Raw genomic sequence first — 24,868 nt, 5'->3', positions numbered from 1 at the left:
CCAATATGAAACGTATTGCTGTTTTGACTAGTGGTGGAGACGCCCCTGGTATGAACGCTGCCATCCGCGCAGTTGTTCGTCAAGCAATTTCAGAAGGAATGGAAGTGTTTGGTATCTATGATGGATATGCTGGTATGGTTGCCGGTGAAATTCATCCCCTAGATGCAGCTTCAGTAGGGGACATCATTTCTCGTGGTGGTACTTTCCTTCACTCAGCTCGCTACCCAGAGTTCGCTCAACTTGAAGGGCAACTTAAAGGGATTGAGCAATTGAAAAAACACGGGATTGAAGGTGTAGTTGTTATTGGTGGTGACGGATCTTACCACGGTGCTATGCGTTTGACTGAGCATGGCTTCCCAGCTATCGGTCTTCCAGGTACAATCGATAACGATATCGTTGGTACTGACTTCACAATCGGTTTTGACACAGCAGTTACGACTGCTATGGACGCTATCGATAAGATTCGTGATACATCATCAAGTCACCGTCGTACATTTGTTATCGAAGTTATGGGACGTAACGCTGGTGATATCGCTCTTTGGGCTGGTATTGCAACTGGTGCTGATGAAATCATCATTCCTGAAGAAGGATTCAAGATTGAAGATATCGTTGAAAGCATTAAATGCGGTTATGAGTGTGGTAAAAAACACAATATCATCGTCTTGGCAGAAGGTGTTATGTCAGCAGCTGAATTTGGTCAAAAACTAAAAGAAGCTGGGGATACAAGCGACCTTCGTGTGACAGAACTTGGACATATTCAACGTGGTGGTTCTCCAACTGCGCGTGACCGTGTTTTGGCGTCACGTATGGGTGCCCATGCTGTTAAACTTCTTAAAGAAGGTATCGGTGGTGTTGCGGTTGGTATCCGTAACGAGAAAATGGTTGAAAACCCAATTCTTGGAACTGCAGAAGAAGGAGCATTGTTTAGCTTGACTGCAGATGGTAAGATTGTGGTTAACAACCCACACAAGGCTGACCTTGAGCTATCTAGCTTGAATAAGAGCTTGTCATAATTTATAATTTAGTTAATAAGACCAAAAAGGTCATATATAAAGGAGTCACAAAAATCATGAATAAACGTGTAAAAATCGTTGCAACTTTGGGACCTGCGGTAGAAATCCGTGGTGGTAAAAAATTTGGTGATGACGGATACTGGGGTGAAAAACTTGATGTTGAAGCTTCAGCTAAAAACATTGCCAAATTGATTGAAGCTGGTGCTAACACATTCCGTTTCAACTTCTCACACGGTGACCACCAAGAACAAGGTGAGCGTATGGCAACTGTTAAACTTGCAGAAAAACTTGCAGGTAAAAAAGTTGGTTTCCTTCTTGATACAAAAGGACCAGAAATCCGTACAGAATTGTTCGAAGGTGAAGCTAAAGAGTATTCATATAAAACTGGTGAGAAAATCCGTGTTGCAACTAAACAAGGAATCAAATCAACTCGTGATGTGATTGCATTGAACGTTGCTGGTGCTCTTGATATCTATGATGATGTTGAAGTTGGTCGTCAAGTTTTGGTTGACGATGGTAAACTTGGTCTTCGTGTGGTTGCTAAAGATGATGCAACTCGTGAATTTGAAGTTGAAGTTGAAAACGATGGTATCATCGCTAAACAAAAAGGTGTGAACATTCCTAACACTAAAATTCCTTTCCCAGCTCTTGCTGAACGCGATAACGACGATATCCGTTTCGGTCTTGAACAAGGTATCAACTTCATCGCTATTTCATTCGTACGTACTGCAAAAGATGTGAACGAAGTTCGTGCAATCTGTGAAGAAACTGGAAACGGACATGTTCAATTGTTCGCTAAAATCGAAAACCAACAAGGTATCGATAACTTGGATGAAATCATCGAAGCTGCTGATGGTATCATGATCGCTCGTGGTGACATGGGTATCGAAGTACCATTCGAAATGGTTCCAGTTTACCAAAAAATGATCATCACTAAAGTCAATGCTGCAGGTAAAGTTGTTATCACTGCAACAAACATGCTTGAAACAATGACTGAAAAACCACGTGCAACTCGTTCAGAAGTATCAGACGTATTTAACGCTGTTATTGACGGAACTGACGCAACAATGCTTTCAGGTGAGTCTGCAAATGGTAAATACCCACTTGAGTCAGTAACTACAATGGCTACAATCGATAAGAACGCTCAAACTCTTCTTAACGAATACGGACGTTTGAACTCAGATTCATTCGAACGTAACTCTAAGACAGAAGTAATGGCTTCAGCTGTTAAAGATGCTACTAACTCAATGGACATTAAATTGGTTGTAACTCTTACTAAGACAGGTCACACTGCACGTTTGATCTCTAAATACCGTCCAAATGCTGATATCTTGGCATTGACATTCGACGAATTGACAGAACGTGGTTTGATGTTGAACTGGGGTGTTATCCCAATGTTGACAGATGCTCCATCATCAACTGATGATATGTTTGAAATTGCTGAACGTAAAGCAGTTGAAGCAGGTCTAGTAGAATCTGGTGACGATATCGTTATTGTTGCTGGTGTACCAGTTGGAGAAGCTGTTCGTACAAACACAATGCGTATCCGTACAGTACGTTAATTAATAGAAAAATAGCCTATCGTATCAAGCTGTATAGCCTGTATGATGGGCTTTTTTGTATATGAGCAAAGTTTTTACTTTTGATTTAATGCAACTGTAGCTAAAGAGTAAATCGTTGCTTGTTCCATACTTTTTGTGATGTGAGTATAAATCTGATTGGTAGTCTTTTTGTCTTCATGCCCAAGCCATGACATGATAGCTTTTAAAGGGATGTTGTTTTTTGTACGAAAATTTCATAAAATGTTTAGTTCTTATAGTGGATTGCAGCTAGAATAGTACGTCGTGGCTGCTAAAATATTTCTAGAAATTAATTTGTTCATATCTTATTTCAATCTACTATAATACAGAAAAAAACAACTCCCTGATGATTCAAGGAGTTGTCTATAGCTAAATTAGTTTTTTGAAGCTGCTTGGAATTCTGGATTTTTCCATGCTTCGTCAATGATAGCTTGCAATTCTTTAGCAGATGCTTGCATTTTTTGAGTTTCTGCGTCGTTCAATGGGATATTTACTGGACGAACGATACCATGTGCACCAACAACAGCTGGTTGACCGATAAAGACGTTCTCAACTCCGTATTGACCTTCTTGGAATACTGAAAGTGGAAGTACTGCGTTTTCATCGTCAAGGATTGCTTTAGTAATACGAGCAAGGGCTACTGCGATACCGTAGTATGTTGCACCTTTTTTGTTGATGATTGTGTAAGCTGCATCACGAACACCTTCGAACAATTCAATCAATTCAGCTTCTTGAACATTTTGAGTGTCTTTAAGGAATTCTTCAAGGTTTACACCAGCGATGTTAGCGTGTGACCAAACAGCGAACTCAGAGTCACCGTGTTCACCCATAATGTAGGCGTGGACTGAACGAGCATCAACATCCAATTTTTCAGCAAGTGCTTGACGGAAACGAGCTGAGTCAAGTGAAGTACCTGAACCGATAACGCGTTCTTTAGGGAATCCAGAGAATTTCCAAGTTGAGTAAGTCAAGACGTCAACTGGGTTAGCAGCAACAAGGAAGATACCTTTGAAACCTGATTCAACAACTTGAGTTACAATTGATTTGTTGATAGCAAGGTTTTTACCTACAAGGTCAAGACGAGTTTCACCTGGTTTTTGAGGCGCACCTGCAGTGATTACAACAAGGTCAGCGTCTGCACAGTCAGAGTATTGAGCTGCATAGATTTTTTTAGGTGAAGTGAAGGCAAGGGCATGACTAAGGTCAAGTGCATCACCAACAGCTTTTTCATGCAATTGTGGAATTTCGATAATTCCAAGCTCTTGTGCAATTCCTTGGTTAACAAGTGCAAAAGCGTAAGAAGAACCTACAGCACCATCACCGACAAGGATAACTTTTTTGTGTTGTTTAGTTGAAGTCATTATTCTAAACATCTCCTTAATTTTATTCAGGGATTTCCCCAGTTATTTCAATTTTATCACTTTTGAAAAGCTTTGTCACGGATATGCATTTCAGTTCTTGATGTAAACGTTTTAGTGATTTTAGATACCTGAAATATAGCGGACATTATGGTATAATATAGTTAATTACTAATAGTGAAATGAGGCATTTATTAATGCAGGATAGAAATTTAGTGAATGTCAATCTGACAAAGGAGATGAAGACGAGCTTTATCGACTACGCCATGAGTGTTATCGTAGCGCGAGCCCTTCCTGATGTTCGAGATGGATTGAAACCTGTTCACCGTCGGATTCTCTATGGAATGAATGAATTGGGTGTTACTCCAGACAAACCACATAAAAAATCTGCTCGTATTACTGGGGATGTCATGGGTAAATATCACCCACACGGGGATTCCTCTATCTATGAAGCCATGGTCCGTATGGCTCAATGGTGGAGTTACCGTTACATGCTTGTAGATGGTCATGGGAACTTTGGTTCCATGGATGGTGATGGTGCTGCCGCCCAGCGTTACACTGAGGCACGTATGAGCAAGATTGCTCTGGAAATGCTTCGTGATATTAACAAAAATACAGTTGATTTCGTTGATAACTATGATGCCAATGAACGTGAACCCTTGGTCTTGCCAGCACGCTTTCCAAATCTTTTAGTTAATGGAGCAACTGGTATTGCGGTTGGGATGGCAACTAATATTCCGCCTCACAACTTGGGAGAAACCATTGATGCGGTGAAGTTGGTCATGGACAATCCTGAAGTGACCACTAAGGACTTGATGGAAGTCTTGCCTGGGCCAGATTTTCCAACTGGTGCTCTCGTTATGGGGAAATCAGGCATTCATAAGGCCTACGAAACTGGTAAAGGCTCCATTGTTCTTCGTTCTCGTACTGAAATCGAAGAAACTAAGACTGGCCGTGAGCGCATCGTTGTGACAGAATTTCCATACATGGTAAATAAAACCAAGGTACATGAGCATATTGTTCGTTTGGTTCAGGAAAAACGCATTGAGGGAATAACAGCAGTACGTGATGAGTCAAACCGTGAAGGTGTTCGATTTGTTATCGAAGTTAAGCGCGATGCCTCAGCAAATGTTATCCTCAACAATCTTTTCAAGATGACCCAGATGCAAACCAACTTTGGTTTCAATATGCTTGCTATCCAAAATGGTGTACCCAAGATTTTGTCTCTTCGTCAGATTTTGGATGCTTATATTGAGCACCAAAAAGAAGTGGTTGTTCGTCGGACACGTTTTGACAAGGAAAAAGCGGAAGCGCGTGCTCATATTTTAGAAGGTCTCTTGATTGCGCTAGACCATATCGACGAAGTGATTCGTATCATCCGTGCTAGTGAAACGGATGCTGAAGCACAAGCTGAGTTGATGAGCAAATTCAAGTTATCTGAACGTCAAAGTCAAGCCATTCTTGATATGCGTCTTCGTCGTTTGACAGGTTTGGAACGCGATAAGATTCAGTCTGAGTATGATGACCTCTTGGCTCTGATTGCAGATTTAGCAGATATTCTAGCTAAGCCAGAACGTGTTTCTCAAATCATTAAAGATGAATTAGACGAAGTCAAGCGTAAATTTGGTGACCAACGTCGTACGGAATTGATGGTTGGTGAAGTCTTAAGCCTCGAAGATGAGGACTTGATTGAAGAAACGGATGTCTTGATTACACTTTCTAACAAGGGATACATCAAACGTCTCGACCAAGCTGAGTTCACCGCTCAAAAACGTGGTGGCCGCGGTGTTCAAGGAACAGGTGTTAAGGATGACGATTTTGTTCGTGAGTTAGTGTCGACTAGCACCCATGATCACCTACTCTTCTTTACAAATAAAGGCCGTGTTTATCGCCTGAAAGGCTATGAAATTCCTGAGTATGGCCGTACTGCTAAGGGCTTGCCGATTGTCAATCTTTTGAAATTGGATGAAGGCGAAAGTATTCAAACCATCATCAATGTTGAGTCTGAACGCAGTGATGATGCTTACCTCTTCTTCACAACCCGTCATGGTATTGTGAAGAGAACCAGCGTTAAGGAATTTGCTAACATTCGCCAGAATGGTCTCAAGGCTTTGAACCTCAAGGATGAAGATGAATTGATTAATGTCTTACTGACAGAAGAAGATACGGATATTATCATTGGTACCAAGTTTGGTTATGCAGTTCGCTTTAATCAATCAGCCGTTCGTGGAATGAGCCGTATCGCTACGGGTGTGAAAGGTGTTAATCTCCGTGAGGGGGACACAGTTGTTGGTGCTAGTGTGATTACAGACCAGGACGAGGTTCTTATCATCACAGACAAAGGATATGGTAAGCGCACAGTTGCGACTGAATATCCAACTAAAGGTCGTGGTGGTAAAGGGATGCAAACTGCTAAAATTACGGAAAAGAATGGTTCCCTTGCTGGTCTTATGACAGTTAAAGGTGATGAAGATTTGATGATTATCACTGATACAGGTGTCATGATTCGAACCAACGTTGCCAATATTTCACAAACAGGTCGCTCAACTATGGGAGTTAAAGTGATGCGCCTGGACCAAGATGCTAAAATTGTAACCTTTACTACGGTTACAGCGGCAGAAAAAGAAGAGGTTGGGACAGAAAACGAAACAGAAGGTGAAGCATAATGCCTCATAAAAAGAACAAAAAGAAAACAAACCGTAAAAATTTACTAATCAATATCTTGGCAGGTTTTTTAATCCTCTTGTCAGTAGCTTTGATTTTCAATTCAAAAATTCGTGATATGTTCATGGTTTGGAATACCAATAAATACCAAGTCAGCCAAGTATCAAAAGAAAAATTGGAAGAAAATCAAGATACAGAAGGGAATTTTGACTTTGATTCCGTAAAAGCCATCTCGTCAGAAGCTGTCTTGTCCTCACAATGGGATTCGCAAAAATTGCCAGTTATCGGTGGAATTGCTGTCCCTGAGGTAGAAATTAACTTGCCTATTTTTAAGGGACTGGATAATGTTAATCTCTTCTATGGTGCAGGTACAATGAAGCGTGATCAAGTGATGGGGAAAGGAAACTATTCACTTGCTAGCCATCACATTTTCACTGCGGAAAATGCCAGTCAAATGCTTTTTTCCCCACTGGCACGCGCTAAAAATGGGATGAAAATTTATCTAACTGATAAGGATAAAGTTTATACCTACGAAATCCGTGAAGTGAAGCATGTGACTCCAGATCGAGTTGACGAGATTGATGACCGTAATGGTGTTGATGAAATCACACTTGTAACCTGTGTTGACTATGATGCGACAGAACGGATTATCGTTAAAGGTGACTTAAAAGAAGAAAAAGATTATTCACAAACCCCTGAAGAAATTCTAACAGCTTTCAATCAACCATATAAACAACGCTATTAATAGTTAAAGAATCAGTAAACATTTTATTTTACTGGTTCTTTTTATATTGCTTTATAAGCATGTTAAGTAATGATAAATCAATACAAATACTAGCATTTTTCAAAAACAATTACCTATTTTAATATTTTTTGTTATAATACTAAATATAAAAAAATAGGAGACGTTTATGAGTTCGTCAGAGTTTATTTCGAAGATTGATTATTATTGCCACAAGAAAGAAAGTCTTTTCAAGCAAAGTAAGTTAAAGTATGCGATTCGTTCTATGTTTGCAGGTGCTTTTTTAACCTTCAGTACAGCTGCTGGTGCTATTGGTGCAGATTTACTTAATAGTATTGTTCCAAGTAGTGGGTATTTCCTGTTCCCATTTGTTTTTGCTTGGGGGCTGGTTTATATTGTCTTCCTAAATGCGGAATTGGTAACTTCCAATATGATGTATTTAACAGCAGGTGCATTTTTGAAAAAGATTGAGTGGAAAAAGGCAATGATTATTTTACTCTATTGTACTTTGTTTAATCTCATTGGTGCCTTGGTAGCTGGATGGGCCTTTGCCAACTCGTCAGCCTTTTCGCATTTGACCCATGATAGCTTCCTTCCTAAGCTTGTAGCCAAGAAATTGGCGCGTCCAAGTGATTTAGTCTTGCTTGAGGGAATTCTTGCCAATGTATTTGTAAATATTGCCATTCTTTCATCTATACTAGTGAAAGATGGTGCTGCCAAACTATGGATCATTTTATCAGCTATTTCCATGTTTGTCTTCTTGTCCAATGAGCACATCGCTGCCAATTTTGCTTCCTTTAGTATTATGAAATTCAGCATGATTGCTGATCAAGTACCTCACTTTGATCTTCCAAATATCCTTCGACATTGGGGTGTAACCTTTATTGCTAACTTTATAGGTGGAGGTCTTCTGATTGGTTTACCGTATGCCTTTCTAAATAAGAATGAAGATACATATGTTGATTAAGAAGAGTCAGTGTATCAGGGAGAATCAGAACGATTCTCTCTTTTTCTTTTACAAAATAGGCTTGCAGAGAAAATCGTTTTTAAATTGTAACAATAAAATATATTAAATAGAATAAAAGTTATTCCATGTAACCTCAATATTCTGATAACTAAAATTTATAAAAGCTTATTATTAAAACAATGTAAACGATTGCTAGATTTATAAATTTATTAAAAATGCAATTAGGAAAGGCTTTTCATTATATCTATTTTATGTTATAATTATCACAAATAAAAGTTTTAGGAGTTTATTATGGTTTCTTCAGAATTTATCTCAAAGATTGAATTTGCTTGCAAGAAGAAGGAAAGTCTTTATAGTCAAAGCAAATTTAAGTATGCGATTCGTTCCATGTTTGCAGGTGCATTTCTAACATTTAGTACGGCTGCGGGCGCAGTTGGGGCTGACTTGATTAATAAGATCGTACCAGGTAGTGGACGCTTCCTCTTCCCATTTGTCTTTGCTTGGGGCTTGGCCTACATTGTTTTCTTGAATGCCGAGTTGGTAACATCAAACATGATGTTCTTGACTGCGGGTAGTTTCTTGAAAAAAATCTCTTGGAGAAAGACAGCTGAGATTTTACTTTACTGTACCTTGTTCAACCTTATCGGGGCTTTGATAGCAGGTTGGGGCTTTGCCCACTCAGCAGCCTATGCACATCTGACACACGATAGTTTCATTTCAGGGGTTGTTGAGATGAAGTTAGGCCGCTCAAATGAATTAATCTTGCTTGAGGCGATTTTGGCAAATATTTTCGTAAATATTGCGATTCTTTCATTTGTTTTGGTCAAAGATGGTGGTGCCAAACTTTGGCTTGTGTTGTCAGCGATTTACATGTTTGTATTCTTAACAAACGAGCACATTGCGGCGAACTTTGCTTCTTTCGCGATTGTAAAATTCAGTGTTGCTGCTGATTCAATTGCTAACTTCGGTGTTGGAAATATGCTTCGTCACTGGGGGGTAACCTTCATTGGGAACTTGATCGGTGGTGGTCTCTTGGTTGGTCTTCCATATGCCTTCCTCAATAAAAATGAAGATACTTATGTAGATTAAGAAAATGAGCACGATTGAGTCGTGCTTTTTTCGTTTTTAAAATAGAGTAATAGCTATTTCTTATATCAAAATATAGAAAACTGATATTTGTAAACTATAACTTAAGGTGCTACAATATCCTTAATCAAACTATTTGGAGGTCGTTTTATGACTCGTGATTTTAAATTTGAAACCTTACAATTGCATGCTGGGCAAGTAGTTGATCCAGCAACCAAGTCTCGTGCAGTGCCGATTTATCAAACAACATCCTTCGTTTTTGATGATACGCAGGAAGGTGCCGATCTTTTTGCCTTGAGAAAACCAGGCAACATCTATACTCGTATTACTAATCCTACAACGGCTGCCTTTGAAGAAAGAATTGCTGCCCTTGAAGGTGGTGTGGGAGCTCTTGCAACAGCATCAGGTATGGCCGCAGTGACTTATACGATTTTGGCACTTGCCCATGCTGGTGACCATGTCGTAGCAGCATCAACTATTTACGGTGGAACTTTCAATCTCTTGAAAGAAACCCTTCCTCGTTATGGGATCACAACAACCTTTGTCGATGTGGATAATTTGGAGGAAGTAGAAGCAGCTATCAATGACAATACCAAGCTTGTCTTGATTGAAACCTTGGGCAACCCCTTGATTAACATTCCAGATTTGGAAAAATTGGCAGAGATTGCTCATAAGCATCAGATTCCTCTCATTTCAGATAATACCTTTGCTACACCGTATTTGATTAACGTCTTCTCTCACGGTGTAGATATTGCTATTCACTCTGCGACTAAGTTTATCGGTGGGCATGGTACGACTATTGGTGGAGTGATTGTCGATAGCGGTCGTTTTGACTGGGCGGCTTCAGGAAAATTCCCTCAATTTGTTGAGGAAGACCCAAGCTACCACAATTTGAGCTATACTCGTGATGTAGGTGCGGCTGCCTTTATTATCGCTGTTCGTGTTCAATTGCTCCGTGATACAGGTGCAGCCTTGTCGCCATTTAATGCCTTCCTCTTGCTTCAAGGACTTGAAACCCTTTCACTTCGTGTGGAACGTCATGTACAAAATGCAGAGAAAATTGTTGATTTCCTTGTCAACCATCCTAAGGTAGAAAAGGTCAATTATCCAAAACTAGCAGATAGTCCTTACCATGCCTTGGCTGAGAAATACTTGCCAAAAGGTGTTGGCTCAATCTTTACCTTCCATGTCAAAGGTGGGGAGGCAGAAGCACGTAAGGTAATTGATCATTTAGAAATCTTCTCTGACCTTGCCAATGTGGCAGATGCTAAATCGCTTGTTGTCCATCCAGCTACAACCACTCACGGTCAATTGTCAGAAAAAGACCTTGAAGCAGCAGGTATCACACCAAACCAAATTCGTTTGTCAATCGGTCTTGAAAATGTAGAAGATTTGATTGAAGACTTGCGCTTGGCCTTGGAAAAAATTTAAAGAAAGAGAAGTTAAACAGTGGGTTTCGACTCGCTGTTTTTGATTTTCCTGCAGGCATGATATAATGGTTAAAGAAGTCTAGAAAGAGGAACGATATGAACGAAATCAAATGCCCCAACTGTGGGGAAGTCTTTACAGTAAATGAAAGTCAGTATGCCGAACTTTTGTCCCAAGTGAGAACAGCAGAGTTTGATAAGGAATTGCACGATCGGATGGAGCAGGAACTGGCCTTGGCTGAGCAAAAGGCCATGAATGAACAACAGACCAAACTAGCTCAAAAAGACCAAGAAATTGCGCAATTACAGAGTCAAATCCAAAACTTTGATACTGAGAAAGAACTGGCCAAGAAAGAGGTTGAACAGACAAGCCATCAGGCCTTATTAGCAAAGGACAAGGAAGTGCAGGCCTTGGAAAATCAATTGGCGACCTTGCGTTTAGAGCATGAAAATCAACTGCAAAAGACCCTCTCTGACCTAGAAAAAGAACGTGATCAGGTTAAAAACCAGCTTCTTTTACAAGAAAAAGAAAACGAGCTTTCTCTTGCTTCTGTTAAGCAAAACTACGAAGCCCAGCTCAAAGCAGCCAGTGAACAAGTCGAATTTTACAAGAATTTCAAGGCCCAACAATCTACAAAAGCTATCGGGGAAAGTCTGGAACAGTATGCAGAGAGTGAGTTTAACAAGGTCCGCAGCTTTGCCTTTCCAAATGCCTACTTTGAGAAGGACAACAAGGTTTCAGCGCGTGGGTCTAAGGGGGATTTTATCTTCCGCGAGAGTGATGAAAATGGGGTCGAAATCATTTCAATCATGTTTGAGATGAAAAATGAAGCGGATGGGACTGAGAAGAAGCACAAGAATGCAGATTTTTACAAGGAATTAGACAAGGACCGTCGGGAGAAGAACTGTGAATATGCGGTTTTGGTGACTATGCTCGAGGCCGATAACGACTATTTCAACACGGGTATCGTGGATGTAAGTCATGAATATGAAAAGATGTATGTGGTTCGTCCTCAATTCTTTATCCAGTTGATTGGGCTCTTGAGAAATGCAGCGCTTAATTCTCTTAAATATAAGCAGGAGTTGGCCTTGGTTCGCGAACAAAATATTGACATTACGCATTTTGAAGAAGACTTGGATGCCTTTAAACAGGCTTTTGCTAAGAACTATAATTCAGCTTCGACCAACTTTGGTAAAGCAATCGATGAAATTGATAAGGCTATCAAACGCATGGAAGAGGTCAAGAAGTTCCTAACCACATCCGAAAACCAACTTCGCCTTGCAAACAACAAATTGGAAGATGTCTCTGTTAAAAAACTAACTCGAAAAAATCCAACTATGAAAGCGAAATTTGAAGCATTGAAGGGGGAGTAGCCTTAAATATGAAATAACTTTAAAATAGTCGTATGTCTACATTAAATATTTACAACTTTATGTACAGGAAACGAAGAGCTATTTAGAAAGATAAAACTGATATGAGTTCTTACCGTACGTCACCTATGTGAAAGAGCATAATCAGGTTAATAAGATTATGCAACAATTAAAACTACTAACGAGACGGGATTGTCAAAGGTATATCATGGAGAACAGATTTTAAAAGCGGTAGTTGCTACAGTTTTTGTTATTGGTACTTTAATTGATGGTGTTACCGTTAGTGCATCTACATTTGTCTTTGGAGTCTTGATAGCGATTCTAGTAATTGCGAGCGACTTCTTATATTTAAGTTCTACAATGGAGGATAATGGTGAAAGAGATATTAAATAACTATTCGTTGAAAATATCTGGATTTGAAATTCCCAAATTATATAATTTGACAAAAATAGTATACATTTGCTTAATTCCTATAGTTTGCCTATCATTTATAGGCATGGTTGTTGAATTATTTAAAGGTGGTGAAATGAATTTTATGAAATTCATTACTTATACGGTAGTATGTTTTGGGTTTGAGACATTGATTTCATTAAACAATAAACTGGTTAAATTAGCTGTAGATAATATCTTTTTGACAGATATTAATTTCGACAAGCACATAAGTTATTATCGTTATATGGCTGAACACTCGGTTAAGTCACAACAACTGTTTAATAATGCAAATTATTTACTAGCTATTGCCCAATCGCTATACTACCAAGGAAAGTTTGAAGAAACACTTGATAATTTGGAACGAATAAATTTTGAGGGTAAAAATTTTAATAAGAAATTTGAAACCGAATTATCCACAACTTACTTTAAGATTCTTTCACTTATCCATGCTGATAAGACAGAGGAAATTTCGAACCAAATTGATATGTTAGCTACATTAAAAGTTCGAACAAATTCTCAGGTTGCTAGGAAGACGATTGTAATAAACATAATAAAAGCTATAGAGGATATTGTTTTAAAGAAAAAATCAAACGACTACTTCGATACCACCGAACCAGAAAGTAAGTTAGCTCGAATCATGTTTTCTTATTATGGAGCTCTTAATGCTCAGCTAAAAGGAGATGAAGCTCGTGCTCGTAGTTTGTTTGAAAGCATAGCCCATGAAAATCCAGAGCTCTTTTATGTTCAGGAAGCGCAGAAATATTTAGAATTAGTGAAATGAGAATAATATATGAAATTAGTAAAAAAAATAGTCAGTTCAGCGACGGAGGATATCTTACTTCAAATAGAAACTATTATTCAACTTAGTTCAGTCTTAGGAATATCTTTGGGAGTGATAGCAGTGATTCTAGAATCTAAAGGTAATGAAAAATTATGGTCGTTAATATTTATATCATTGATGTTGGGATTCCTTATTCTTGTTTTATATTTAAGATTTGTATCTAGAAAAGTTATTGTTCTAGTGTTACACGATTCTATTGATCTTAAGCTATATGAAGACATGTTAAGAGTTCAATCAGAAAAATCTATTAAGCCCTTTAGGGCAACATATCGTGAGAATTACCAAATTATCCAAGGTCGAGTTGCTTATTTAAAAGGAGATTTTCAAGCTGCCAAGGAAAATATGTCCAAATATGATTTGAAAAAAATTTGGAAGAGATTCAGAACCCCTGCGTTTTTAATATCAAGCTTTGAACTATTAACAGTTTCCATTCATCTTCAAGATGCGCAAGATATTGCTTTCTTTGAGGAACAATTGTCCAAGGCACCAGATTTTAAAGGAGGCAAAGCTACACTCGTTGCTCAAGCCCAAGCCATAAAAGATATTGTGTTCAATAAAGAAGCGAACGACTACTTCGAAATTACTGAACCAGAAAGTAAGCTAGCTCGAATCGTGTTTTCTTATTACGGCGCTCTCAATGCCCAATTAAAAGGAGATGAAGAACATGCACGTAGTTTGTTTGAAAGTATTGCCCATGAAAATCCAGAACTCTTTTATGTTCAGGAAGCTAGGAAGTATTTAGAAAAATAAGCTGATATAGTTTTAAAATCTGTCTAAGATAGAATATGTTGATGTAAAGTGAAAAGGGAATTAGAAAGCAAAAATGAACGGTATTATCAACTTAAAAAAAGAAGCGGGGATGACCTCGCATGATGCGGTTTTTAAACTGCGTAAGATTTTGGGAACCAAGAAGATTGGTCATGGTGGGACCTTGGATCCGGATGTGGTGGGTGTTTTGCCTATTGCAGTGGGCAAGGCAACACGCATGGTCGAGTTTATGCAGGACGAGGGCAAGGTCTATGAGGGGGAAATCACTCTGGGCTATTCCACGACGACTGAGGATGCCAGTGGGGAAGTGGTCGCAGAGACACCTGTTTTGTCGCACTTGGATGAAAAGCTTGTCGATGAAGTGATTGCTAGCTTGACTGGGCCTATTACCCAGATTCCGCCTATGTACTCTGCGGTTAAGGTCAATGGTCGCAAGCTTTATGAGTATGCGCGTGCAGGTCAGGAAGTAGAGCGTCCAGAACGTCAGGTGACCATTTATCAATTTGAACGGACAAGTCTGATTTCTTATAATGGCCATCTTGCACGCTTTACTTTCCGTGTAAAATGCAGCAAGGGAACCTATATTCGTACCTTGTCGGTTGACTTAGGAGAGAAGCTTGGTTTTGCGGCTCATATGTCTCAGTTAACTCGTACTAGTGCAGCCGGTTTACAACTAGAAGACGCTCTTACCTTGGAAGAAATTGCTGAAAAAGTGGAGGCTGGGCAACTGGACTTTCTACATTCTCTAGAGATTGGGACAGGGGATCTTGTCAAAGTTTTCCTAACTCAAGAACAGGCTACAGAAGTGCGCTTTGGACGTTTTATCGAACTAGAACAGTCGGATAAGGAATTGGCTGCCTTTGAAGGCGATACTTTGCTAGCCATTCTAGAGAAGCGAGACAATCTCTACAAACCAAGGAAGGTTTTTAGCTAGTATAATTTGGGGGTAGGAATTAGAATTGTTTCCCCTAGACTATCCAAAACCAGACTATAAATTTTGCTAAAAATGTGATAGAATAGACGACGGATAAAAAAACGGAGGATAGCATGCAAAATAGACCAATCATTATCGGAGTGACAGGTGGTTCTGGTGGTGGTAAGACCAGTGTTTCAAGAGCCATTTTATCGCATTTTCCTGATGAAAAGATTTCCATGATTGAGCATGATTCATACTATAAGGATCAGTCTCACTTGACCTTTGAAGAGCGTGTCAAAACCAACTATGACCATCCTTTTGCCTTTGATACAGACTTGATGATTGAGCAGATTAAGGAATTGTTGGCAGGGCGTCCAGTGGACATCCCGACTTACGACTATACAGAACATACACGGAGTAGCAAGACCTACCGTCAAGAACCTCAAGATGTCTTTATCGTTGAGGGGATTTTGGTCTTGGAGGATAAGCGCCTGCGTGATTTGATGGATATCAAGATTTTTGTGGATACGGATGATGACGTGCGCATTATTCGTCGTATCAAGCGTGATATGGAAGAGCGTGGACGTAGCCTTGATAGCGTTATTGACCAGTATTTAGGCGTTGTCAAACCAATGTACCATCAGTTTATCGAGCCAACCAAGCGTTATGCTGATATCGTCATTCCTGAGGGAGTCAGTAATACAGTGGCTATCGACCTTTTGACAACCAAGATTGCAAAGATTTTGGAAGAAGCTCGAAACAGCAAATAATCACATGAGGAGGCCATGCCTCCTTTTTCTATTTTTACCTTATAATGGTACATAAATGGAGATTTTTAGGCATATTTTTGGTATAATAATACCAATGGAAAAGCAAGAAAATGAATAGTAGGTGGAGATGGAAAAGTATTTATCGGTAACAACTTTGACCAAGTATCTGAAAATGAAATTCGATAAAGACCCTTACTTGGAACGGGTCTATTTAACTGGTCAAGTTTCCAACTTTCGTAAACGACCTACTCACCAATATTTCTCCCTAAAAGATGACCATGCAGTTATTCAAGCGACTATTTGGTCTGGGATTTATCAGAAATTAGGTTTTGACCTGGAAGAAGGGATGAAAATCAATGTGATTGGGCGCGTACAGATCTATGAACCGAGTGGTAGCTACTCCATCATCATTGAAAAGGCAGAGCCTGATGGGGTTGGTGCGCTTGCGATTCAGTTTGAACAACTCAAGAAAAAATTGACAGAAGAAGGCCTGTTTCAAGAACGCTTCAAGCAACCTCTGCCCCAATTTTCTAAGAGAATTGGCGTGGTAACCAGTCGCAGTGGAGCTGTGATTCGAGATATTATCACGACCGTCAGCAGGCGCTTTCCAGGTGTGGACATTCTTCTTTATCCGACCAAGGTTCAAGGTGAAGGCTCTGCGGAGGAAATAGCACGGAATATTGCGCGTGCTAATCAACGAGACGATTTGGATTTGCTGATTATTGGTCGTGGTGGTGGCTCCATAGAGGATCTCTGGGCCTTTAACGAAGAAATTGTGGTACGAGCTATTTTTGAATCTCGTTTGCCAGTTATCTCTAGTGTGGGGCATGAGACGGATGTGACCTTGGCAGATTTTGTGGCAGATAGACGGGCTGCGACACCAACAGCTGCTGCTGAACTAGCAACACCTGTGACCAAGTTGGATGTATTAGCTCATTTGCAAAATCAGGAAAAACGGATGGCTACGGCAGTCCGAAATGTCCTATCGAAGAAACAAGAATCTTTGAAAAAGTGCAGTCAGTCTGTTATCTTTAGACAGCCAGAGCGTTTGTATGATAGCTATTTGCAACGCTTGGATCAACTGCAACTGCGATTAAAACAAAGTTTGCGAACACGGATTTCTGATAACAAACAGCTAGTACAAGCAAGGACGCATCGACTGGTTCAATTATCACCTGTTACCAAAATCCAACGCTATCAAGACCGTTTAGGTCAGTTGGATAAGCTCCTACGTAGCCAAATGGCGCTGGTTTATGATGCCAAGGTTGCTGAAGTCAAGCGACTTTCAGAAGCCTTGTTGATGTTGGATACCAGTCGAATTGTGGCGCGTGGCTATGCTATTGTCAAAAAAGAAGAGTCAGTTGTGGATTCGGTTGAGAGTTTGAAGAAAAAAGACCAAGTGACGCTTTTGATGCGAGATGGTCAAGTAGAATTAGAGGTTAAAGATGTCAAAACAAAAGAAATTTGAGGAAAATCTAGCAGAACTGGAGACTATTGTCCAAAGTTTGGAAAATGGTGAAATTGCTTTGGAAGATGCGATTGCTGCCTTTCAAAAGGGTATGGTCTTGTCAAAAGAGCTCCAAGCGACGCTGGACAAGGCTGAAAAGACCTTGGTCAAGGTTATGCAAGAAGACGGAACAGAAAGTGATTTTGAATGAAGAAGCAAGAAAAATTAACTCTTGTCGAGTCGGCTTTGGAAGATTTTTATGGAGACCAGCAGTTTGCCTCTAGTTTGCGAGAGTCTGTTCTCTATTCCATTCATGCTGGTGGCAAGCGTATTCGACCTTTTCTCTTGTTAGAAGTTCTGGAAGCCTTGCAGGTCGCTATTAAACCTGCTCACGCGCAGGTAGCTGCGGCCTTGGAAATGATTCATACAGGGAGCTTGATTCATGATGATCTTCCAGCTATGGATGATGATGATTACCGTCGGGGACGCTTGACAAATCATAAGAAATTCGGCGAAGCAATGGCCATTTTGGCAGGAGATGCCTTGTTCCTAGATCCTTATGCCTTGATAGCGCAGGCAGATTTGCCAAGTCAGATAAAGGTAAACTTGATTGCAAACTTATCTCTTGCTTCAGGAAGTCTAGGCATGGTAGCAGGGCAGATTTTGGATATGGAGGGCGAACATCAGCATTTGTCTTTGGAAGAACTTCAGACTATTCATGCCAATAAGACTGGGAAATTACTAGCCTATCCCTTCCAAGCAGCTGCTATTATAGCTGAATTGGCACCTGAGATGCAGGCAAAACTTAAAACTGTAGGTGAATTGATTGGGCTTGCTTTTCAAGTTCGAGATGACGTACTGGATGTGACAGCTAGTTTTGAGGAAATTGGCAAGACACCACAAAAGGACCTACAGGCAGAAAAATCAACCTATCCTGCTTTGTTGGGCTTGAAAGAGGCTATTGCCTTTTGTAACCAGACTTTGGATCAAGCTAATGTCAAATTAGAAGAAATTGCCCAGTATGTTCCCTTTAAGATAGAATCGATTGTGAAAGTAGTAGAAAGTTTGAGAATCAATGGCTAAGGAAAGAGTGGATGTACTAGCTTATAAACAGGGCTTGTTTGAAACGAGAGAGCAGGCCAAGCGTGGTGTCATGGCTGGCCTAGTCGTAGCAGTCCTTAATGGAGAACGGTTTGACAAGCCAGGAGAGAAAATTCCAGGTGACACCGAGCTAAAACTCAAGGGGGAGAAACTCAAGTATGTCAGCCGTGGTGGCTTGAAATTAGAAAAGGCCTTGCAGGTCTTTGATTTGTCAGTGGAAGGAGCTACAACGATTGATATCGGTGCCTCTACTGGAGGTTTTACCGATGTCATGTTGCAGAATGGTGCTGAGTTAGTCTTTGCAGTTGATGTTGGTACCAATCAGTTGGCTTGGAAATTACGCCAAGACCCAAGAGTTGTCAGCATGGAGCAGTTCAATTTCCGCTATGCTGAAAAGACTGATTTCGAAAAGGAACCGAGCTTTGCCAGTATTGATGTGAGTTTTATTTCTCTCAGTTTGATCCTTCCGGCCTTGCACCGTGTCTTGGCAGATCAAGGTCAGGTCGTGGCTCTGGTTAAGCCCCAGTTTGAGGCAGGACGTGAGCAGATTGGAAAAAATGGAATCATTCGAGATGCTAAGGTCCATCAGAATGTCCTTGAATCTGTCACAGCTATGGCAGTAGAGAAAGGATTTTCAGTTCTTGGTTTGGACTTTTCTCCGATCCAAGGTGGACATGGAAATATTGAGTTTTTAGCGTATTTGAAAAAAGAAGAGTCAGCAAGCAACCAGGTTCTTGCTGAAATTGAAGAAGTAGTAGAGAGGGCGCATAGTCAATTTAAAAATGAATAAAAAAGAGAGACTTGAAAAAATTAGACGATTTGTGACAGATTATCAAATCGGTACACAAGAAGAAATCGTAGAACATTTGAAAGAAGCAGGTATCACTGCCACTCAAGCGACGGTATCACGAGATATCAAAGAGCTAGGTATTGTCAAAATTCCTTTGAGAGACAATACCTATGTCTATGAATTGCCAAAATCAATCGTGAAAAGTTTGCAACTGGCTGAAGACAATATTGAGTCAGCTGAATTGATGGACAAGATGATCAATCTCCAAGTTATCCCAGGAAATACAGCTTTTGTAAAAGCTCAGTTAACCGAGACTTTTGCGGATAAGATTTTTAGCTGTTTAGCTGATGATAGCTCGATTTTAGTCATTGCCAGAACTGAAAGTCTAGCTGAGGAAATCTTTGAACAAGTAAAAAATTGGTAGGTCTATATGTTACTTGAAATTTCGATAAAAAACTTTGCCATTATTGAGGCTATTTCCCTCAATTTTGAAAAGGGGATGACTGTCCTGACTGGTGAAACGGGTGCAGGGAAGTCGATTATCATTGATGCCATGAATATGATGTTGGGAGCTCGTGCGACGACAGATGTTATTCGTCATGGTGCGCCAAAGGCAGAGATAGAGGGGCTTTTCTCAGTTGAGAATAGTCGCCTTTTACAGGAAATTTTTGATGAGCAAGGTTTGGAAATGGGTGATGAGATTATCATCCGTCGAGAAATCTTGCAAAATGGTCGTAGTATCAGCCGTGTGAATGGCCAGATGGTCAATCTGTCTGTTTTGCGTGCTATTGGGCAACATCTGGTGGATATACATGGTCAGCATGACCAAGAAGAGTTAATGCGCCCTCAACTTCATATTCAAATGTTGGATGAATTTGGCGATGTGGCTTTTTGGGAATTGAAAGAAACCTATCAAACGAGTTTTGATGCTTATCGAAAAATGCGTAAGCAGGTTCTGGAAGTCAAGAAAAACCAACAGGAACATAAGGCTCGTATTGAAATGTTGGAATTTCAAATGGCAGAGATTGAGGCAGCAAACTTGCAGGCTGGAGAAGACCTGACTCTCAACCAAGAGCGAGAGAAACTTCTCAACCATAAAAATATAGCGGATACGTTGACCAATGCCTATAGCATGTTGGACAATGAAGACTTTTCAAGTCTGGCCAATGTTCGTTCAGCCATGAATGACATGGAAAGTGTCGAAGAGTACGACCCTGAATACCGTGAAATTTCAAGTTCTCTGTCTGAGACCTACTATGTCTTAGAAGACATTAGCAAACGTCTGGAAGCTATTATTGAGGACCTTGATTTTGACGGCAATCGACTCATGCAGGTTGAGAATCGTTTGGACCTCCTTCATACCATTACCCGTAAGTATGGTGGGACTGTAGACGATGTCTTGCTTTATTTTGCCAAGATTACGGAAGAATACAATCTCTTGACAGGCAACAACCTTTCTTCTGAAGACATGGAAGCAGAGCTAAAAAAATTGGAAGTCAATCTTGTTGATTTGGCAGGTCAGCTTGCATCTGCTCGTCATGACTTAGCTCAGCAGCTTGAAGCTGAGATTAAACAAGAACTGCAAGACCTCTATATGGAAAAAGCCCAGTTTCAGGTTCGTTTTAGCAAGGGCAAATTCAGTCGTGAGGGAAATGAAATGGTTGAGTTTTACATTTCAACCAACCCTGGCGAAGACTTTAAACCCTTGGTTAAGGTTGCATCTGGTGGGGAATTGTCTCGCCTCATGCTAGCTATTAAATCTGCCTTTTCTCGTAAAGAGGGCAAGACTAGCATTGTCTTTGATGAGGTGGATACAGGAGTTTCAGGTCGTGTAGCTCAAGCTATTGCACAGAAGATTCACAAGATTGGCCAACATGGTCAGGTTCTGGCTATTTCCCATTTGCCACAAGTGATTGCGATTGCGGATTACCAATTCTTTATTGAGAAGATTAGCAATGAGCATTCAACGGTTTCGACTGTTCGTCTCTTGACGGTTGAAGAGCGAGTGGAAGAAGTTGCTAAGATGTTGGCAGGTGATGATGTGACGGAAGCAGCCCTGACGCAAGCTAGAGAATTGTTGAGAAACAGGGAGAAATAAGATGACAGACTATTATGTAATTGGAGATGTTCACGGAAAAGCTGGGATGCTGGAAGACCTTCTCAAAACATGGGATGGTCAGACCCAGTTGCTCTTTCTAGGGGACTTGATTGACCGCGGTGAGGATAGTCGCCGTGTCCTAGAGATGGTTAAGGACTTGGTCGATAATCAAGGGGCAATCTGTTTGTCAGGAAACCACGAGTATATGTTTTTGACATGGCTAGATAACCCAGAAGAAAGCTATGACCACTATCGTCGCAATGGTGGAGATACAACCATTAACTCTATCCTAGGTCGTCCCTTGGATGCACCGGTTGATGGAGTAGAAGATGCTAAGCGTGTTGCCACCGAAGCGGCAGATTTAGTCGAATTTATTCGTCAAATGCCATTTGTGGTAGAGACAGACAAGTATATCTTTGTTCACGCAGGTATTGATTTGACCTTGGACGACTGGCATGAAACCACAGATTATAAAAAAGTCTGGCTCAGAAAACCATTCCACGAAGCCGAAAATCATACTGGAAAAACCATTGTCTTTGGTCATACACCAGTCTATGGTTTGTTGAAGCAAGATCGAGGTACAGCTGAGCTTTGGATGACAGAAGATGGCAAGATTGGGATGGATGGAGGAGCTGTCTATGGTGGTGTCCTTCATGGGATTGTCTTTACTGAGCAAGGAATGACAGAACATCACTTTATCGAAAATGACGGCTTTGTCGCTGAAGATTAGTACTCCTAGCAGGGTATGGTCTTGTCAAAAAGTCAAAAACAATTTATAATAAATAGATACCCTGAAAGGAAGAGAATCATGAACTTAGAAGAATTGAAAAAACGACAGGAGAAGATCCGTAACTTCTCTATTATCGCCCATATTGACCATGGGAAATCGACTCTAGCGGACCGCATTTTGGAAAAAACAGAGACGGTTTCAAGTCGTGAAATGCAGGCCCAGCTTTTGGATAGCATGGATTTAGAGCGAGAACGTGGGATTACCATTAAACTCAATGCCATCGAGTTGAATTATACTGCAAAAGATGGGGAAACTTATATTTTTCACTTGATTGACACGCCTGGGCACGTAGACTTTACCTATGAAGTTTCGCGTTCCTTAGCTGCCTGTGAGGGGGCTATTTTGGTGGTCGATGCTGCTCAAGGTATTGAGGCTCAAACTCTTGCCAACGTGTATCTAGCCTTGGACAATGATTTGGAAATCATGCCAGTCATTAACAAGATTGATCTACCAGCAGCTGATCCAGAGCGTGTTCGTACAGAGATTGAGGATGTCATCGGACTAGACGCCAGCGAAGCAGTCTTAGCTTCAGCTAAAGCTGGTATTGGTATTGGAGAAATACTCGAACAAATCGTAGAGAAAGTGCCAGCCCCAACGGGCGATGTGACTGCACCACTTAAGGCATTGATTTTCGACTCGGTCTATGATGCCTACCGCGGGGTTATTCTCCAGGTTCGTGTTATGGATGGGGTAGTTAAACCTGGCGATAAGATTCAGCTCATGAGCAATGGCAAGACCTTTGATGTGACCGAGGTCGGAATTTTCACACCGAAAGCAGTTGGTCGTGATTTCCTTGCGACTGGGGACGTTGGTTATATTGCAGCTTCTATCAAGACGGTTCAGGACACTCGTGTGGGTGATACCGTTACCTTGGCAACCAATCCTGCAGCAGAGCCATTACATGGTTACAAGCAGATGAATCCTATGGTTTTTGCGGGTCTCTATCCAATCGAATCAAACAAGTACAATGACCTACGTGAAGCCCTTGAAAAATTGCAACTGAATGATGCTAGTCTCCAATTTGAACCAGAAACATCTCAGGCACTTGGATTTGGTTTCCGTTGTGGTTTCCTTGGACTTCTCCATATGGATGTTATCCAGGAACGTTTAGAGCGTGAGTTTAACATTGACCTCATCATGACAGCTCCGTCTGTTATCTATAAGGTTAATTTGACTGACGGTGAGTCTATGGATGTGTCCAACCCGTCTGAATTCCCAGATCCTACCAAGATTGCGACTATTGAAGAGCCTTATGTTAAGGCGCAAATCATGGTGCCACAGGAGTTTGTCGGAGCAGTGATGGAATTAGCTCAGCGCAAGCGTGGTGACTTTGTGACGATGGACTATATCGATGATAACCGTGTCAATGTTATCTATCAAATTCCTCTGGCTGAAATCGTCTTTGACTTCTTTGATAAACTCAAGTCTTCGACACGTGGTTATGCAAGTTTTGACTACGAATTGTCAGAGTATCGTCCATCTAAGCTGGTGAAAATGGATATCCTTCTCAATGGAGACAAGGTGGATGCCCTCAGCTTCATCGTTCACAAGGACTTTGCCTACGAACGTGGGAAACTCATCGTTGATAAACTCAAGAAAATCATCCCTCGTCAACAATTCGAGGTACCAATTCAAGCAGCTATTGGACACAAGATTGTGGCTCGTACAGATATCAAGGCCCTTCGTAAGAACGTACTTGCTAAGTGTTACGGTGGTGACGTTTCTCGTAAACGCAAACTCCTTGAAAAACAAAAAGCAGGTAAGAAGCGCATGAAAGCTATCGGATCAGTAGAAGTTCCACAAGAAGCCTTCCTCAGCGTCTTGAGTATGGATGAAGAATAATGATTCTATATAAAACTCTTGAAATACATTCAAGAGTTTTATATTTTTAGTTAAAAATTGTAACTTAACTCCATTTATGGTAGAGTAAAATACGGAGGTTATATGGAATACTAAAAGTTATTATGACTAGGAAAATTTTAAATAAAATTGATAAAGAACTGGGGCAGAAAATGAATTAGAATAATGATTCTATTTTACCGCTTGGATCTATAATTGTTAGTAAAGAAGGGGCGATTCCTTTAACTTATGATGAAAGTATTAGAAGAAAAACAAATTAAAACTGAAAAGTTATATGGTTTTACTCGATATTTATTAATTGAAATAAATAATGGTTACGGGTTACTGGATTGTGAATCTACGACTTGTTTTGGTTATTTTTATAAAATTTATAAGATTGATTTTGATTTATTTTATAAGATAAAAAAGCAATCTGAGGATAAGCGAGAAGATATAACAAAAAATATAAAATTAGGTAGATTTTTCATGCTACCGATAATGATAGTGATTTTTTTCATTCTTTTAATAGAATTTATTGGCTTTAATAAATTTAATCTTGTTTTATCTCATAGATTTACGTATTTTATCTTTTCTGCATTACCTGTTATATTATCAGTATTATTTCGCTTGGGCTATTCTTATAAGCAAAAATTGATGATTAATAAAATTTTTATATTAGAAAATTCTCGTCATTACCATGTAGTTGAAAAGTTTAGTAATTTTAAATTAAAAAATTGGCTTCTCCTAATTATAAATGTGGTTATTGCCAGTTCTTTACTTATTTATATTTATGTATATGGTAATTTAATTGTTATGTTTTTTACGACAATATATTTATATTTATTAACTTTTAGTAATAATATACGAT

General features: G+C 40.0%; 23 protein-coding genes. 22 read left to right on the top strand and 1 reads right to left on the bottom strand.

The features are described 5' to 3' along the window. Window positions 1-5: 5 nt before the first annotated feature. On the top strand, window positions 6-1,013 hold the full coding sequence (gene pfkA, locus D8848_RS00120) for a 6-phosphofructokinase (RefSeq protein WP_000820863.1): 1,008 nt from the start codon (window positions 6-8) through the stop codon (window positions 1,011-1,013). 56 nt (window positions 1,014-1,069) lie between these two features. After that, the gene (gene pyk / locus D8848_RS00115; RefSeq protein WP_125443827.1) at window positions 1,070-2,575 is read left to right on the top strand and encodes a pyruvate kinase; all 1,506 of its coding nucleotides are present in this window, start codon (window positions 1,070-1,072) and stop codon (window positions 2,573-2,575) included. Window positions 2,576-2,967: 392 nt separating this feature from the next. Here pyk and D8848_RS00105 read toward each other — a convergent pair whose 3' ends face one another. Next, entirely contained in the window at window positions 2,968-3,954 is a 987-nt protein-coding gene (locus D8848_RS00105; RefSeq protein WP_000204726.1) for an L-lactate dehydrogenase, read from the bottom strand. A 194-nt stretch (window positions 3,955-4,148) separates the two neighbouring features. Between D8848_RS00105 and gyrA the strand changes: the two genes are divergently transcribed. From gyrA to D8848_RS00005, 20 genes are all read left to right on the top strand, one after another. Further along, window positions 4,149-6,617: a DNA gyrase subunit A gene (gyrA, locus tag D8848_RS00100; protein WP_001154038.1), complete on the top strand. Its 2,469-nt coding sequence runs from the start codon at window positions 4,149-4,151 to the stop codon at window positions 6,615-6,617. Then, complete coding sequence (locus D8848_RS00095; RefSeq protein ID WP_045611507.1) at window positions 6,617-7,360, top strand: class A sortase; 744 nt, start codon at window positions 6,617-6,619, stop codon at window positions 7,358-7,360. The genes gyrA and D8848_RS00095 overlap by 1 nt, the downstream gene beginning before the upstream one ends. Before the next feature lie 166 nt (window positions 7,361-7,526). Continuing rightward, on the top strand, window positions 7,527-8,324 hold the full coding sequence (locus D8848_RS00090; RefSeq protein WP_125443831.1) for a formate/nitrite transporter family protein: 798 nt from the start codon (window positions 7,527-7,529) through the stop codon (window positions 8,322-8,324). Window positions 8,325-8,615: 291 nt separating this feature from the next. Continuing rightward, window positions 8,616-9,413 (top strand): formate/nitrite transporter family protein, encoded by a 798-nt coding sequence (locus D8848_RS00085; protein ID WP_125443833.1) that lies wholly within the window; start codon window positions 8,616-8,618, stop codon window positions 9,411-9,413. A 147-nt stretch (window positions 9,414-9,560) separates the two neighbouring features. After that, a complete protein-coding gene (locus D8848_RS00080; protein WP_125443835.1) occupies window positions 9,561-10,841 on the top strand; it encodes an O-acetylhomoserine aminocarboxypropyltransferase/cysteine synthase family protein in 1,281 nt (426 codons plus the stop codon). A gap of 95 nt (window positions 10,842-10,936) precedes the next feature. Further along, the gene (locus D8848_RS00075; protein WP_125443837.1) at window positions 10,937-12,211 is read left to right on the top strand and encodes a DUF2130 domain-containing protein; all 1,275 of its coding nucleotides are present in this window, start codon (window positions 10,937-10,939) and stop codon (window positions 12,209-12,211) included. Between the two features lie 189 nt (window positions 12,212-12,400). Continuing rightward, the gene (locus tag D8848_RS00070) at window positions 12,401-12,601 is read left to right on the top strand and encodes a hypothetical protein (RefSeq protein ID WP_125443839.1); all 201 of its coding nucleotides are present in this window, start codon (window positions 12,401-12,403) and stop codon (window positions 12,599-12,601) included. Beyond that, window positions 12,579-13,421, top strand: a complete 843-nt coding sequence (locus D8848_RS00065; protein WP_125443841.1) for a hypothetical protein — start codon at window positions 12,579-12,581, stop codon at window positions 13,419-13,421. The genes D8848_RS00070 and D8848_RS00065 overlap by 23 nt, the downstream gene beginning before the upstream one ends. A 9-nt stretch (window positions 13,422-13,430) precedes the next feature. After that, the gene (locus D8848_RS00060) at window positions 13,431-14,231 is read left to right on the top strand and encodes a hypothetical protein (protein WP_260467250.1); all 801 of its coding nucleotides are present in this window, start codon (window positions 13,431-13,433) and stop codon (window positions 14,229-14,231) included. 73 nt (window positions 14,232-14,304) lie between these two features. Continuing rightward, window positions 14,305-15,183 carry a tRNA pseudouridine(55) synthase TruB gene (gene truB / locus D8848_RS00055; RefSeq protein ID WP_125443843.1) on the top strand — a complete coding sequence of 293 codons (879 nt, stop codon included), beginning with the start codon at window positions 14,305-14,307 and terminating at the stop codon, window positions 15,181-15,183. A gap of 113 nt (window positions 15,184-15,296) precedes the next feature. Beyond that, entirely contained in the window at window positions 15,297-15,935 is a 639-nt protein-coding gene (gene udk, locus D8848_RS00050) for a uridine kinase (protein WP_001181376.1), read from the top strand. Between the two features lie 127 nt (window positions 15,936-16,062). Then, complete coding sequence (gene xseA, locus D8848_RS00045; RefSeq protein ID WP_125443845.1) at window positions 16,063-17,403, top strand: exodeoxyribonuclease VII large subunit; 1,341 nt, start codon at window positions 16,063-16,065, stop codon at window positions 17,401-17,403. After that, entirely contained in the window at window positions 17,381-17,593 is a 213-nt protein-coding gene (locus tag D8848_RS00040) for an exodeoxyribonuclease VII small subunit (RefSeq protein ID WP_000043226.1), read from the top strand. The genes xseA and D8848_RS00040 overlap by 23 nt, the downstream gene beginning before the upstream one ends. Next, window positions 17,590-18,465, top strand: coding sequence for a polyprenyl synthetase family protein (locus tag D8848_RS00035; RefSeq protein WP_125443847.1), 876 nt, complete (start codon window positions 17,590-17,592; stop codon window positions 18,463-18,465). Before D8848_RS00040 ends, D8848_RS00035 begins: the two co-directional genes overlap by 4 nt. After that, window positions 18,458-19,273, top strand: a complete 816-nt coding sequence (locus D8848_RS00030) for a TlyA family RNA methyltransferase (protein WP_084887865.1) — start codon at window positions 18,458-18,460, stop codon at window positions 19,271-19,273. Before D8848_RS00035 ends, D8848_RS00030 begins: the two co-directional genes overlap by 8 nt. Continuing rightward, window positions 19,266-19,697 (top strand): arginine repressor, encoded by a 432-nt coding sequence (locus D8848_RS00025; RefSeq protein ID WP_125443849.1) that lies wholly within the window; start codon window positions 19,266-19,268, stop codon window positions 19,695-19,697. The genes D8848_RS00030 and D8848_RS00025 overlap by 8 nt, the downstream gene beginning before the upstream one ends. Before the next feature lie 6 nt (window positions 19,698-19,703). After that, the gene (recN, locus tag D8848_RS00020; RefSeq protein WP_125443850.1) at window positions 19,704-21,371 is read left to right on the top strand and encodes a DNA repair protein RecN; all 1,668 of its coding nucleotides are present in this window, start codon (window positions 19,704-19,706) and stop codon (window positions 21,369-21,371) included. A 1-nt stretch (window position 21,372) separates the two neighbouring features. After that, the gene (locus D8848_RS00015) at window positions 21,373-22,101 is read left to right on the top strand and encodes a metallophosphoesterase family protein (RefSeq protein WP_125443852.1); all 729 of its coding nucleotides are present in this window, start codon (window positions 21,373-21,375) and stop codon (window positions 22,099-22,101) included. Window positions 22,102-22,179: 78 nt separating this feature from the next. Next, on the top strand, window positions 22,180-24,003 hold the full coding sequence (gene lepA, locus D8848_RS00010; RefSeq protein ID WP_125443854.1) for a translation elongation factor 4: 1,824 nt from the start codon (window positions 22,180-22,182) through the stop codon (window positions 24,001-24,003). 246 nt (window positions 24,004-24,249) lie between these two features. Beyond that, on the top strand, window positions 24,250-24,868 hold a 619-nt coding region (locus D8848_RS00005; protein WP_142999023.1), incomplete at its 3' end, for a hypothetical protein.

The organism is Streptococcus mitis (assembly GCF_003942775.1).
GTDB classification, from domain to species: Bacteria; Bacillota; Bacilli; order Lactobacillales; family Streptococcaceae; genus Streptococcus; species Streptococcus mitis_CN.
The sequence above is the reverse complement of the archived record's forward strand: the minus strand, read 5'-3'. Positions and strand labels throughout refer to the sequence as shown.

Coding starts and splice junctions, on each gene's coding strand:
- D8848_RS00090 (WP_125443831.1), top strand. CDS start 7,527: ATGAGTTCGTCAGAGTTTATTTCGAAGATTGATTATTATTGCCACAAG.
- D8848_RS00080 (WP_125443835.1), top strand. CDS start 9,561: ATGACTCGTGATTTTAAATTTGAAACCTTACAATTGCATGCTGGGCAA.
- D8848_RS00085 (WP_125443833.1), top strand. CDS start 8,616: ATGGTTTCTTCAGAATTTATCTCAAAGATTGAATTTGCTTGCAAGAAG.
- D8848_RS00065 (WP_125443841.1), top strand. CDS start 12,579: ATGGTGAAAGAGATATTAAATAACTATTCGTTGAAAATATCTGGATTT.
- D8848_RS00060 (WP_260467250.1), top strand. CDS start 13,431: ATGAAATTAGTAAAAAAAATAGTCAGTTCAGCGACGGAGGATATCTTA.
- recN (WP_125443850.1), top strand. CDS start 19,704: ATGTTACTTGAAATTTCGATAAAAAACTTTGCCATTATTGAGGCTATT.
- D8848_RS00095 (WP_045611507.1), top strand. CDS start 6,617: ATGCCTCATAAAAAGAACAAAAAGAAAACAAACCGTAAAAATTTACTA.
- truB (WP_125443843.1), top strand. CDS start 14,305: ATGAACGGTATTATCAACTTAAAAAAAGAAGCGGGGATGACCTCGCAT.
- gyrA (WP_001154038.1), top strand. CDS start 4,149: ATGCAGGATAGAAATTTAGTGAATGTCAATCTGACAAAGGAGATGAAG.
- D8848_RS00105 (WP_000204726.1), bottom strand. CDS start 3,954: ATGACTTCAACTAAACAACACAAAAAAGTTATCCTTGTCGGTGATGGT.
- D8848_RS00075 (WP_125443837.1), top strand. CDS start 10,937: ATGAACGAAATCAAATGCCCCAACTGTGGGGAAGTCTTTACAGTAAAT.
- pyk (WP_125443827.1), top strand. CDS start 1,070: ATGAATAAACGTGTAAAAATCGTTGCAACTTTGGGACCTGCGGTAGAA.
- D8848_RS00015 (WP_125443852.1), top strand. CDS start 21,373: ATGACAGACTATTATGTAATTGGAGATGTTCACGGAAAAGCTGGGATG.
- D8848_RS00040 (WP_000043226.1), top strand. CDS start 17,381: ATGTCAAAACAAAAGAAATTTGAGGAAAATCTAGCAGAACTGGAGACT.
- pfkA (WP_000820863.1), top strand. CDS start 6: ATGAAACGTATTGCTGTTTTGACTAGTGGTGGAGACGCCCCTGGTATG.
- lepA (WP_125443854.1), top strand. CDS start 22,180: ATGAACTTAGAAGAATTGAAAAAACGACAGGAGAAGATCCGTAACTTC.
- xseA (WP_125443845.1), top strand. CDS start 16,063: ATGGAAAAGTATTTATCGGTAACAACTTTGACCAAGTATCTGAAAATG.
- D8848_RS00025 (WP_125443849.1), top strand. CDS start 19,266: ATGAATAAAAAAGAGAGACTTGAAAAAATTAGACGATTTGTGACAGAT.
- udk (WP_001181376.1), top strand. CDS start 15,297: ATGCAAAATAGACCAATCATTATCGGAGTGACAGGTGGTTCTGGTGGT.
- D8848_RS00035 (WP_125443847.1), top strand. CDS start 17,590: ATGAAGAAGCAAGAAAAATTAACTCTTGTCGAGTCGGCTTTGGAAGAT.
- D8848_RS00030 (WP_084887865.1), top strand. CDS start 18,458: ATGGCTAAGGAAAGAGTGGATGTACTAGCTTATAAACAGGGCTTGTTT.